The following is a 12,672-nucleotide window of genomic DNA, read 5'->3' as shown; positions in this document are numbered from 1 at the left end:
TCTACTATTGTGAGGCGCGGATAGGCCTCATTTCATACTCGTTGTCCATCAACGACTATGTGAGCGCAGAGAGTATTTGGCCAGCATCCCTATGCTGGCCTTTTTTTGTCCCACCCATTGTGCTTTTAATCTTAAATCTGTCGATATTCCGCTGGCTTTCTGCTTAAATTAGACAAATTTAACTATTATAAGAAAGTCACATGTTGAAACTCTCTCTTATCTCGATGGCAGTCGCTTCAGGTTTATTCCTTTCTGGTTGTCAGACCACTGAAGTAAGCCCAAAACCACAACAAGTTGAAGCCAATTCACCAGTCCCACAAGTTGTTGCTACTCCCGTTGATTTTGGTGGTGAGCAGATCACCCTAAAACAAGCAATGGCGCATCCTGATTGGTTAGGAAGACAACCAGAAGGCGCGTATTGGGGGGCCGATAGCAAAACCGTTTTCTATAAGCGTAAGCAAGCTGGTTCAGAGTTAAGAGATCTATTTAAAGTCAGTAGCGCACAAACAAGCGAAGCGGTTTCGCTGTCAGATTTGCATGCCGTTGGTGCTGCAAACGCGATTTATAATAAAGGTCGGACGCTACAATCTTATGAATTTAAGGGCAACATATTCGTTAAAAACCTGAAGTCTGGCGCTTTGATACAAGTTACTCATTCTTCGAACTATGAGTATGCACCGCAATTCTTAAGTGATAACCGATTAGCTTACCGTTCAGGCAATGCGCTATTTGCGTTCGATTTAGCCACAGGTTTAACCAAAGAACTGGTAAAGTTACATTTATCGGATAAGCCAGAAGGGGTAAAAGAGCCAAATGGATATATCGCTGAGCAGCAACACGAACTGATTCAATTCGTCGCGCTAACGCACAAAAACAGCAAAGATCGAGAAGCTAGAAATCAAGAGATAGAAGCGAATAACGCAAGCATCCAAGATAATCAGTTTTATCTTGGTAAAGGAAAAACGCTTATCTCAGTTAGCTTAGCACCTACTGGTGACAAGTTAATCGCCGTGATAACAGACGATAAACCAAGCCGTTCAGACTCTGACATCATGCCCAACTACGTGAGTCAAAACGGTGACATTGATCCGGTAAAAGCTCGCCGCCGCGTTGCAGACACAAAACCAATGAGTTCTGATGTGATTTTCATTGATTTAGCAAAATCAGAGCAAGTCACGCTGAGCTACGATACTTTGCCTGGCTTTGATGAAGATGTACTAGCCGAGGTGAAACGCGAAAATGCTAAGGCAAAAGGTGAATCATATAAGAGTGAAAAAGCACCACGTGATATCAACTTGATCGACACATGGGGCTGGAGTCAATCCGCTATCCAATGGAATAGTGACGGTTCTCAAGTCGCAGTGATGCTTGGTGCTTGGGATAATAAAGACAGATGGTTAGCGACGGTTGATTTTGATAAACAACAATTCGTTTCTCAGCACCGCCTACATGACAATGCTTGGATCAATTACACCTACAATGATTTTGGCTGGTTAAACAACCAAGATGCTTTGTACTATCTTTCAGAGCAAACTGGATATAGCCAGCTTTATGTTAAGCCGCTTAACGGCAAAGCAAAAGCAATGACTTCAGGGAAGTTTGTGGTTTCTGAACCAACCTTAACCCAAGATAGTCAATTTGTTTATTACAAAGCCAATAAAGATCACCCAGGTTTATACGAAATTTATCGCGTCAATTTAGCAAGCGGTGAAGATGAGCAGTTAACGGATTTAGATGGCCTGACTGATTACCAGCTAAGCCCAGATGAGCAAAAGCTGTTGTTAACTCACTCAAAAATCATGATGCCTCCAGAACTTTATGTGGCGGATGTAGCGCCAAAAGCAGCGGTGTCACGACTCACTAATACAGTCTCTGATGCGTTTTTAAATAAGAAGCTAATTGCACCTAAGATTGTCGCGGTTCCTTCAAGCCATCAAGGTGAGCCTGTCTACGCAAAAGTATATTACCCAGCAGATTATCAAGAAGGCGAAACGGGTAAGAATCGTAAGGCTGTGATCTTTAACCATGGTGCGGGTTATTTGCAGAACTCTCATATGGGTTGGTCTAACTACTTTAGAGAGTTTATGTTCCATTCACTCCTCGCGAGCGAAGGCTATGTCGTTATGGATATGGACTATCGCGGCTCTAAGGGCTATGGCCGAGATTGGAGAACGGCAATCTATCGTCATATGGGTAAACCAGAAATAGAAGATTTGGCAGACGGTGTTGAGTGGATGGTGAACAACGCTAATGTTGATCGTGGCGCTGTAGGTACTTACGGTGGTTCATACGGCGGCTTTATGACATTTATGGCGCTATTTACTCAGCCTGATCTATTCCAAGCAGGCGCGGCTTTACGTCCAGTCACCGATTGGGCCTATTACAACGACCCGTATACCTCAAATATTCTTAATCGCCCCGATGTTGACCCAATTGCATACAAACGCAGTTCGCCTATCTATCATGCTGAAGGTTTGAAAAACAAGCTTCTGATCAATGCACCTATGGTTGATGATAACGTGTTTTTCCAAGATGTTGTACGCTTGGTGCAACGCCTGATTGAGCTAGAAAAGGAAGACTTTGAAACGGCGATTTATCCAGTTGAGCCCCATGGCTTTAGACAGCCATCAAGTTGGTTGGATGAATACCGTCGTATATACAAGTTGTTCAAAGAAAACTTGTAATCAAATGGGTGGATAAAAAGCCAGCTTAAGCTGGCTTTTTTGTTTTATAAAATAAATAGATAACAGCTAAAACCACACCACCAACTGCACCAAATAGATGTGCTTCAATGGCGACTCTCGAATCTATCAGCTTAGCTACATCTGTGCTTGCACCCGCATATTGCTCCCAACATACCTTTGCCCACACACCAATAAACAACAGATATCCAGTTGTTAGCTTGCGCTTAATATCTTCAAGTGCTCCCCATACTATAAGCCCATGTAATAAGCCACTCAAACCTGTATATACAACGATGTTTAGCGAAAATAGCAAAATCATGAGCCCGGTAAAGAGGCCAAGGAAAAGCACATTCAGCCAATATTTTCTTAGAGTTGTATATTCGGCATGTAATAGCCAAATAAATAAGATCCCAAGCAGGTTTAGCATCAAGTGATACCAATTGCTATGGGTAAACTGACCGCTCAAAATACGCCATATTTCACCATCAGCAATTGCGTTTCTGTCGAAATCTAAGTGCGGGCCAAGCCCGAACAACATCAGTATTGTTGACAATATCGCCAAAGACGCAGGGCCAATGAGATATTCTTTGTTCGTTGGAAGTTCAAACATACGATTTCACGTTATTATTTTTGCATATTGTGCCTAATTGCTTTTATGATGCCAAATATAAGACGTAAGCAAAGTGGGTATTATGAAACATACACTTGCATCACTAACCGTGATTGCCGCATTCAGCTTTTCAACCAACACCTTAGCTGAGCAACAAAAAATCGAAATTAGAGAGCCGGAAGCCGCAACAGGTTTCCAATCTAAAGAAGCACGCACCGCAGAAAAGTACATGGTCGTTGCTGCCAACCCCTATGCGAGTAAAGCAGGTCAATTGATGCTCTCTAAAGGGGGAAGTGCGGTTGATGCCATGATAGCGACTCAACTTGTGCTTACATTAGTTGAGCCGCAATCTTCAGGCGTAGGTGGGGGGGCTTTTATCCTGCACTACGACAAGAAAAGCAATGAATTAATTAGTTTTGATGGAAGAGAAACTGCACCAAAACTTGCCGGCCCTGATCTGTTTTTAGATGATACGGGTAATGCGGTTAGATGGATTGAGGCTGTGGTGGGCGGTCGCTCTGTAGGTGTGCCAGGTATTCTACACGCGTTTAAATCAGCACATGACAAATACGGTAAACTGCCATGGCAGGAATTATTCAAACCAGCGATTGAATTAGCTCGAGACGGATTTATCGTCTCTCCACGTTTAAATATGCTGCTTGAGAAAAAACTCAACCCAGGTTTGACAAAGCTCAGTCCCGCAAAAGAGTATTTCTATCCGGATGGTAAAGCACTACAACCAGGGACCCTTAAAAAGAATCTGCCTTTGGCAAACCTATATTACAAAGTAGCAACGCAAGGGATCCAAGCCTTTTATGAAGGGCAAAATGCCACCCAATTAGTAGAAGCTGTGCAAAAGTCTGAAATCGCACCTGGCAAATTGGCGCTGAGCGACTTAGAACATTATAAAAGCAAAACCCGAGACGCTATTTGTACGGAATATCGTGTATATAAAGTTTGCTCTATGGCACCGCCTAGCAGTGGTGGTATTGCCGTTTTGCAAATGATGAAACTGCTGGAACCGTACGACCTAGGTAAGTTTAAGGCAAACGACCCAGAAGCCTTGCACCTCTTTACTCAAGCATCTCGCCTAGCGTTTGCCGATAGAGATTTTTACGTAGCCGATCCTGATTTTGTTGAAGTGCCAGCAAAAGCATTGCTTAACGAACAATATCTATTAGGCCGTAGCAAACTTATCGGTGAAAAGGATAATCACGACTTTCCAGTAGGCGACCCAACTTCGGGCACACTCGCTTATGCTATGGATGATAGTTATGAATTACCTTCGACCAGCCATGTGTCGATTGTAGATGCAGAGGGTAATGCTATTTCTATGACAAGCTCGATAGAAATGGCATTTGGCTCAACGGTGATGGTCAACGGATATTTACTCAATAACCAATTAACCGACTTTGCGCTTTCCCCAAAAGTAGGGGATAAATGGGTCGCTAACCGAGTAGAAGCAAACAAACGCCCAAGAAGCTCTATGGCACCCGTAATGGTATTTAACAAAGACGGGTCGCTTAAATTGCTAATCGGCTCACCGGGTGGCAGCCGTATTATCAACTATGTTGCTCAAACCTTAGTTGGTGTACTGGACTGGGGATTATCTGTTCAGGCTGCGATTGATTTACCAAAAATCACCAATCGCAATAAGTATACAACGCTGGAAAAAGGCACAGAGCTGGCAAAACAAGCGGCTTACTTTGAGAAAAAAGGCCATGAAGTACAGATCCGCGACTTAAACTCTGGACTACATGCCATTGAGGTTCGTGGAACACATTTAATCGGTGGTGCAGACCCAAGAAGAGAAGGTGTTGCACTTGGCGAAAGCAGCGAATAAGCCGTGGTTTCTTAAGTGCTTTTAGGCTATAATTTCGCGTTCCAGAAAAATGCATTTAACGTGCTCTGGAGCGCGTTAATAATGGTCTGATGAGCACTAAATTCATTGTAATTTAATCCTTTTCGACAATAATGAACCCTTAGACTAAAAAATTAGTGTCAAGCTTGTAAATATGACTAAACAAACCGATCCAAATTATCTCTACATTCCCTATTCAGGTCCTACACTATTAGAAACGCCACTGCTTAACAAAGGGAGTGCATTCTCTCAACGCGAGCGTGAAAATTTCAACTTAGCAGGACTACTTCCTCCTCGTTATGAAACAATTGAAGAGCAAGTTGAGCGTTGTTATCAGCAATATTCAAGCTTTAGCGACAACCTAAACAAGCACATTTACCTGCGCGCTATTCAGGACAACAATGAAACGCTGTATTACCGCTTAGTACGTGATCATTTGGAAGAAATGATGCCAATCATCTACACCCCTACAGTAGGTGATGCATGTGAGAAGTTTTCAGATATCTATCGCAGCTCTCGTGGTTTGTTTATTTCTTATGAAGACCGTTATCAAATCGACGATATTTTACGAAATGCTACTAAAGGCAAAGTAAAAGTTATTGTGGTTACAGATGGTGAACGTATTTTAGGCCTTGGCGACCAAGGTATTGGTGGTATGGGTATTCCTATCGGTAAGCTGGCACTTTACACCGTGTGTGGTGGGATCAGCCCAGCTTACACGTTGCCTGTTATGCTTGACGTGGGGACAAACAACGAGAAGCTACTCAACGACCCAATGTACATGGGCGCAAGACACCCGCGTATCAACCAAGCTGAATATGATGAATTCCTAGATTTATTCATTAAAGCGGTGAAACGCCGTTGGCCTAATGTGCTGTTACAGTTTGAAGATTTCGCGCAACCTAACGCAATGCCACTTTTGAAACGTTACCGCGATGAAATCTGTAGCTTTAACGATGATATCCAAGGCACCGCTGCGGTTACTGCGGGCTCGCTGTTAGCCGCTTGCCGTGTGAAAGAGGCAAAGCTCTCGGAACAAAAAGTGGTGTTTGTTGGTGCAGGCTCTGCTGGCTGTGGTATTGCAGAGCAAATTATTAGCCAAATGATTTCAGAAGGGATAACCGACGAGCAAGCGAGAAGCCAAGTGTTTATGGTGGACCGTTTTGGCCTTCTGACAGAGGGCATGGAAGGGCTAAGAGATTTCCAAGAAGCGCTAGTTCAACAACAAGCCAACCTTGCGGATTGGACATACAGTGGTGAATTTGCATCTTTATTAGATGTAATGCACTGTGCAAAGCCAGACATCTTAATTGGTGTATCAGGTCAAGCGGGCCTATTCACTGAGCAAGTTATCCGTGCGATGCATGCAGGGTGTCAACAGCCGATAATTTTCCCACTAAGTAATCCATCACGCCAAGTTGAAGCGCATCCAAAAGATGTGATTGAGTGGACTGATGGTCAAGCAATTGTTGCTACGGGAAGCCCATTTGAACCTGTAGTACATGGTGAGCAAACAATTATCATACCTCAATGTAATAACAGTTATATCTTCCCAGGGATCGGCCTTGGTGTACTTGCAGCTAAAGCGAATCGTATTACAGATAGCATGTTGATGGTATCGAGCGAAATGCTTGCTGAATCATCACCACGTGCTAATACGGGCAAAGGTAGCTTACTACCAGCCCTAACTGAAATTGAGCCGTTGAGTAAGCGAATTGCTTTTGCAGTTGCTAAAAAAGCAATGGAAGAGGGTGTTGCACTTGAAATGGAAGACGACGCAATTTGGGCAGCGATAGAGAAAAACTATTGGCTCCCTAAGTATAGAAATTACAAACGCTGTAGCGTCTAATTACTTTTACTTCGCTAAAACAGAAATCGCCGCCAACTCATATTGGCGGCGATTTTTGTTTATCAATCACGCGCAAAAGTTGAGAGTACCACATATAACTTCTCAGAGTGATAATCGCTCATTTTGTTAAAATTTGTTACCCTGAAATCCAATTCAGTAGTTGTTAATTGAAATATGCTTGAATATGCAGGTATCACATTTTAGGAGCAAAAGATGCGAATTTTAACTGGCTTACTGGCATTATGTTTATCTGGATTTAGCTTTGCAGGCGCATTGCCTGACTCTCCGCATTTATATGTTAAAGGCACTTCATTTATTCAAGTACAACCCGATGTTGCAACCATCCGTGTTGCCATTACCGAAAAGCAAAAGTCGCTACCCACAGCTAAAGAAAACGTCGATAAGATTATGGCTAAGGCCATCGAAATCGCTAAACGCTTCGATATTAAAGAAGACGATATTCACGCAGATCAGCTGAATGTCTACAGACAGACACGCTACAATCGAGAATCAAACGAAGAAGAGTTTGATGGTTTTCGCGTAAGTCGCAGCCTGACTGTAAAACTTAAGGACATTAAAAAATATCCAGAGTTACTTCAAGAGTTTGTAGACAGCGGCATCAATCAGTTCAATAACACGGAATTTGGTGTTGAAAATGAAGGCAAGTATCTGCAAAGCCTCAAAAAAGCCGCCATCAAAGATGCAAAGAAAGCAGCTAAAGAGCTAGCAGGCGAGTTTGATGTTGAATTGGCAAAACTGTACTCAGTTTCATTCCAACCAATGCAAACGCCAGTTCAGCCTTACGTGCGCTCTGCAGCAATGGCGATGGAAGCAGATCAAGGCGCATACAAAAATGCGTATAACACAGGTGCAATTACATTAAACGCGGAAGTGTATGCTGTTTACTTAATTGAGTAATACTGGCTGTGAACTGATTAAACTTATACACTAAGCCCTCCATTGGAGGGCTTTTTTATGATCACCGGTTTATATGCGGCATTGCTGGCACTAATCTATATTAAACTCAGTTTTAACATAATATCACTCAGACACAGACACAAAGTATCTCTAGGAGATGGCGGTATCGATGAGCTGCAAAGTGCAATACGGATCCACGGTAATTTTATCGAGTACACACCGTTCGTACTGTTAATGATGTTGTTACTCGAAACTCAACAAATCAACCCATATCTGCTTCATGCATTTGGCATTGCTTTTTTGTTTTCTCGAGTCGCACACTATGTTGCACTCGGTAAAACTAACTTTTCAATCAGAAAAGTAGCGATGGCGACAACATATGGAGTAATACTTATTTTAGCGTCATTTAACCTCGTGTATTACTTTATCTAACTATGACAAAACATAAATTTCTGGTAACGGGTCTACCACGAACGGGCACAACAAGTCTGTGTATTGCTGCATTAGGTGCTGGATACAAAACAGCACACACGGCATACACAAGACAAGCATTAGACTGTGCTGAATTTATTGCTGACACGCCCGTTTTCGCTGATTATGAAAAATTATATGCTCTATATCCTGAAGCCAAAATAATCCAGTTAACACGAGATTTTGAGCAATGGCTTCCCTCAATTAAGCGTTTGATGACGGCAATGAAAGAAAACTTACTGTCACAAAGAGGAGGCTTTAACGACACGATTAAGCGTTGTTATTTGGAAACTTTTTCTGATTTTGACAAACATTTTGAAGACGATGGTTATTGGCTGGATTGTTATAGCAAGCATCATGATAGGGTGCTTAGCTTTGCAAAAATGAATCATGTTCCTTTTATTGCAGTCAATCTAACCGCTACTGATGCCGAGCAAACGCTTGGCGAATTTATAGGCGTAACTCAAGAAAAAGTGACCATCCCGCATGTCAATATCGGTGGTAAAGTCACTGCATGGAAGTGGTTTTCACACCCCAATAAAGTGGAATCGACACGTAATGGCAAAGCAGATAAAGACACAGCGCTCTTTAGCATGCAAGTTCGCTCGAGCGCCTGAGTTTGTTATACTCACCACAAGCTGTATATACAAGATAGAATTATGTTTAAATTAAAATATCACACACCTTTTAGCTGGACTGAAAAAGTCCTAGCCGACTTTGATACCTTTCTTCAAGATCACGCCGCTGCAGAAAAAAAAGCAGCCGGAATGGCGATGGCAATGCTTGGTCATTACCCAGACAGGATCAAGCTAGTAAAAGCGATGGCAGATCTCGCAATAGAAGAAATGATCCATTTTAAACAGGTACTTAAAATCTTAACCGAGCGTGGTACGCTACTAGGAAACGACCAAAAAGACCCCTATATAAAGCAAATGCGCGCATTGTTCCGCCAAGGCACTGACGAATATTTAATTGATAGATTACTGATCGGCGCAGTAATTGAGGCTAGGGGCCATGAGCGTTTTTCTTTAGTTGCAGAAGCGCTTCCTGAAGGCAAAGAGAAAGACTTTTATGTTGCAATCGCCAAGTCAGAAGAAAAACACAAAAATCTTTTTGTGGAGCTCGGCTACGAGTACTTCGACAAATTAACGATAGATAACCGCCTAGAAGAAATTCTCATTGCAGAAGCGCGTATTTGCAAAGGCATTCCATTTAGCGCAGCGCTTCATTAAAAGCAGCCACATAACTCGAGCCAATAAAGCCTCAACAAGTTACAGTGTAGCTTTATTGTCTCCCATATTTCTAAATACTGATTCAGTGAGATACACCAATTAAGATATCTAGTTTCGCACAGTGCATTGTGTTCCATTGAATACTTTTGGTTTCAAAACGACTCATATTCGAAGCAACTAATATCGCAATAGTTATAAACCAACCAGACGAGCAACACTGAACCTTTGGTTTTATAAGGGAGAGTAGGACTTTCTTCATCTAAAGTTTATGTTATTTAACATAACGTAAATTATGGGATATTTGAAATGGCATAAGGAAAATCAAGTAAACACCTACACTATGTCCAATACTAGACGGTATCGGACATATCTGGGCAAAAGCCGTCTGCATCATCATAATAGCTCTGCCATTGAAAGTCGCTTCTTATGGTGACTTTACCAGCAGAAGCAGCCTGCTCATAAACTTTCTGGCTTACTTTCTTGATGTTACTAACCGTTTGTAACCACCAAAAATATCTACAGGTCTTGCCTTCAGCAAGGTTCCCAGTTTTGAGTTTTTATCTACAAAAACATCTACAATTGAAACATCAGCCGCTGTAGAAACGGCTTCACCAGTTCCAAGTGCAAAACTATCAGCCCCATAACCTTTAACCTGCCCAAGTGCTGCACTTATGTTTGCTGAGATATCACTTGTTAAAGTAGCTCTAACACCTCCCGTAAATGTAAAGCGTCCAAAACTGTCAACCGTGGCACTAAGACCAAAACCACCTTCAAACATCGGGATATTCCCAGCAAAATTCAACTCCGTTTCAATTGCATTAGATGGACCTGTTGGTCCAAAGAATATATCGCTAGCTTTATTTCCAATCGCTGTAACCTTATCAAAAGCATATTTTTGAAATGGATTTAAACCTCAATAGAGTTAGTAGCTTACCTTAAGCTTTATCTTTCACTTTAAAGTCTACTAAACACACTGTCTTAGATTTATCTGTTTTGTGATAGGTGGAATATGAATGGTAATATCTCATCTTAATATCATAGCCTTCATAAGGAGTAATCAGTTCTATAAAATCACCTTTAAAGCACAGTGGCATGGTAGGGTCTTGTGATCTCAACCAACCTGCTTCATTATTAATATGAAATTCCCCTTTGCTGGTATTCAGTTTTAGGATTGTCCATAAGTCATCCTCACCTCTATTTGTCCTGTTACCCGGCCAAGTTTCTCTCAATATTTCGGTAGAAATAAGCTTCGCTTCAAATGTTTTGACCTTATGAAAGTTATTTATATGCTCATAATTTACATAATTGGCTTTTTTTACCTCATACTTATCACTGTAAGTCGTGGCTTGATACGTTATATAAGCAAAAATACAGCCAATGCATAAAACTGAGTGGTAAGCTTTAAGTTGGTTTTTATACTTTTTATACTTATAAAAAATAAATACTAATGCAGCTATCAATACAGTACTGATCACACTTGTGTGCATTAATTCTAAATGGATATCTAGCGAACTCGTCATCGCTGGTGAATAAATTGTGGTATAACTTGTCATAGTTTTTGGTGGGCTAAAACACGCCCACCTTTTCCTTTTAATGTTATCGTTTGTTTACTTTGTTAACCATTTGTACTGGGCAAAATGCATGTTTTGGAAACCATAGAAAAGCTCGCCCATACTACCTAAATCCCACGATGAGTTTCGAGAAGACTGTTGCCTAACAATATGCCCCGAGACACCATAGTTTCTAATACCTGTGATAGGCTTCCTAGAAGAAGACATAAAGCTGGGCAAATCGAAACTTTTAGCCATTTGAACACCATATAAATCTAATTTCGCGGGGTTATTTTTACCAACTCCGTATTGGAGCGGATCTAGATCATAAGTCTTACCCTTAAATACTCCTACACTATTTGGTAGAAATGGAGATCGAGCAGCTGGTAACTCAATGTCCATTCCGCCTGCTAACACATAACCATTTAGAAAATCTTCCGCTCTCATCTGGTCTCCTGTTGCTAGAGACATATCAAATGAAAAGGCGTTCTTGCGGACAAAATTTTCGAATCCTATGTCATGTGCAAATGCAGTACCTCCAGTTCCATTTGGGTTAAATGCGATTGTTGCCGCCCCCCCAGTTCCTAAACCTGAAGAACTGGTATAGTAGGCTCCAGCTTCAAGTTCGACAGCGCCACCGTCTAAATATCCTAACTCTTGGTAGATAGGTAATATGGTCGCTGACAAACCCACCTCAAGTAAGTCAATACCAACTTTGCCTAAATCAGCGCCCATACTACCTACACTTTTCATTAAATCGAAAGTTAAGTCAGTGTAATTATCGTGTCTTCTGTAGGCGCTAGACATATCAATTGCGGTATTCCAGATTGAAACACTACTATTAACAACTGATTGGCCTAAATCCCATAAATCGTCACCAAATCTAGACCAATTGGGGTTATCTTTTCTCCATTGTTGTGCACGAACAGCCTCAGATTCTCGCCATGCTAAGTAGCCCTCAACATCAACGCTCTTGAGTAAATCAACGCCTATTGATTCTCTGTTTCTAACACCCGCGGCATACATCGTTTCTCCACGCGTTACACCTTTTGCAAAAGCAGCATCTGCACTTGCTTGAATGCCCGCAATCTGGTTTCGATGCCTACTTTCTAGTGCGCGTGCTCGTGATGACAATGACGTACTCAACCCATTCGCGCTATCAACCACCCCTTGTTGCCTTGAAGCCCATCTCGCCTCATCTGCTGCAAACTGTGCATTGGTATCAATTTGTTGATTGCGATTATTCGCCGACATCATGCGCTCAACTGAAGCATCAGCACCCTGCATCGTAGTGTTAAGTGAATTGTTTAAGTCGGTTGCAAGTTGTCCGTCAATTTTACGCGCTGTATCCGCAGTGAGTTTTTGTCCCATCGCATCAATATAACGATTGCGGTTATTTATCTCCGCTTCAGAGCGTTGGATACCACCGACAATACTATTCCCCAACGCATTGCCAAAGGCATCAATCGCTACTTCACCAAAGTTCCAGCTCGCTTG

General features: G+C 41.9%; 11 protein-coding genes. 7 read left to right on the top strand and 4 right to left on the bottom strand.

Annotated elements, in window-relative coordinates; all coding sequences use genetic code 11:
* The first annotated feature begins 200 nt into the window (after nt 1-200).
* The gene (locus BB427_RS16785; RefSeq protein ID WP_069022071.1) at nt 201-2,684 is read left to right on the top strand and encodes a S9 family peptidase; all 2,484 of its coding nucleotides are present in this window, start codon (nt 201-203) and stop codon (nt 2,682-2,684) included.
* Nucleotides 2,685-2,709: 25 nt separating this feature from the next.
* On the opposite strand, the gene rrtA is transcribed toward BB427_RS16785, so the two are convergent.
* Nucleotides 2,710-3,294: a rhombosortase gene (gene rrtA, locus BB427_RS16780; RefSeq protein WP_039495861.1), complete on the bottom strand. Its 585-nt coding sequence runs from the start codon at nt 3,292-3,294 to the stop codon at nt 2,710-2,712.
* Between the two features lie 82 nt (nt 3,295-3,376).
* Between rrtA and ggt the strand changes: the two genes are divergently transcribed.
* The 6 genes from ggt (at nt 3,377) to BB427_RS16750 (ending at nt 9,625) form a co-directional block, all read left to right on the top strand.
* Entirely contained in the window at nt 3,377-5,137 is a 1,761-nt protein-coding gene (gene ggt / locus BB427_RS16775) for a gamma-glutamyltransferase (RefSeq protein ID WP_069022069.1), read from the top strand.
* Between the two features lie 172 nt (nt 5,138-5,309).
* Entirely contained in the window at nt 5,310-7,004 is a 1,695-nt protein-coding gene (locus BB427_RS16770) for an NAD-dependent malic enzyme (protein ID WP_069022067.1), read from the top strand.
* Between the two features lie 213 nt (nt 7,005-7,217).
* Nucleotides 7,218-7,922 (top strand): SIMPL domain-containing protein, encoded by a 705-nt coding sequence (locus tag BB427_RS16765; RefSeq protein WP_069022065.1) that lies wholly within the window; start codon nt 7,218-7,220, stop codon nt 7,920-7,922.
* A 57-nt stretch (nt 7,923-7,979) separates the two neighbouring features.
* Complete coding sequence (locus BB427_RS16760; RefSeq protein WP_017217387.1) at nt 7,980-8,354, top strand: MAPEG family protein; 375 nt, start codon at nt 7,980-7,982, stop codon at nt 8,352-8,354.
* Nucleotides 8,355-8,356: 2 nt separating this feature from the next.
* A complete protein-coding gene (locus tag BB427_RS16755) occupies nt 8,357-9,010 on the top strand; it encodes a sulfotransferase family protein (protein WP_069022063.1) in 654 nt (217 codons plus the stop codon).
* Nucleotides 9,011-9,052: 42 nt separating this feature from the next.
* The gene (locus BB427_RS16750) at nt 9,053-9,625 is read left to right on the top strand and encodes a tRNA-(ms[2]io[6]A)-hydroxylase (RefSeq protein ID WP_069022060.1); all 573 of its coding nucleotides are present in this window, start codon (nt 9,053-9,055) and stop codon (nt 9,623-9,625) included.
* 472 nt (nt 9,626-10,097) lie between these two features.
* Here BB427_RS16750 and BB427_RS16745 read toward each other — a convergent pair whose 3' ends face one another.
* The 3 genes from BB427_RS16745 to BB427_RS24525 form a co-directional block, all read right to left on the bottom strand.
* Nucleotides 10,098-10,403 (bottom strand): hypothetical protein, encoded by a 306-nt coding sequence (locus BB427_RS16745; protein WP_069022058.1) that lies wholly within the window; start codon nt 10,401-10,403, stop codon nt 10,098-10,100.
* A 157-nt stretch (nt 10,404-10,560) separates the two neighbouring features.
* A complete protein-coding gene (locus BB427_RS16740) occupies nt 10,561-11,100 on the bottom strand; it encodes a hypothetical protein (RefSeq protein ID WP_139119082.1) in 540 nt (179 codons plus the stop codon).
* Between the two features lie 132 nt (nt 11,101-11,232).
* Nucleotides 11,233-12,672 (bottom strand): hypothetical protein (locus BB427_RS24525; protein ID WP_175401298.1); only part of this gene is annotated, 1,440 nt, incomplete at its 5' end.

This window comes from Pseudoalteromonas sp. BMB (genome assembly GCF_001709235.1).
Lineage (GTDB): Bacteria > Pseudomonadota > Gammaproteobacteria > Enterobacterales > Alteromonadaceae > Pseudoalteromonas > Pseudoalteromonas maricaloris.
This window is presented reverse-complemented; position numbering and strand designations above follow the sequence as displayed.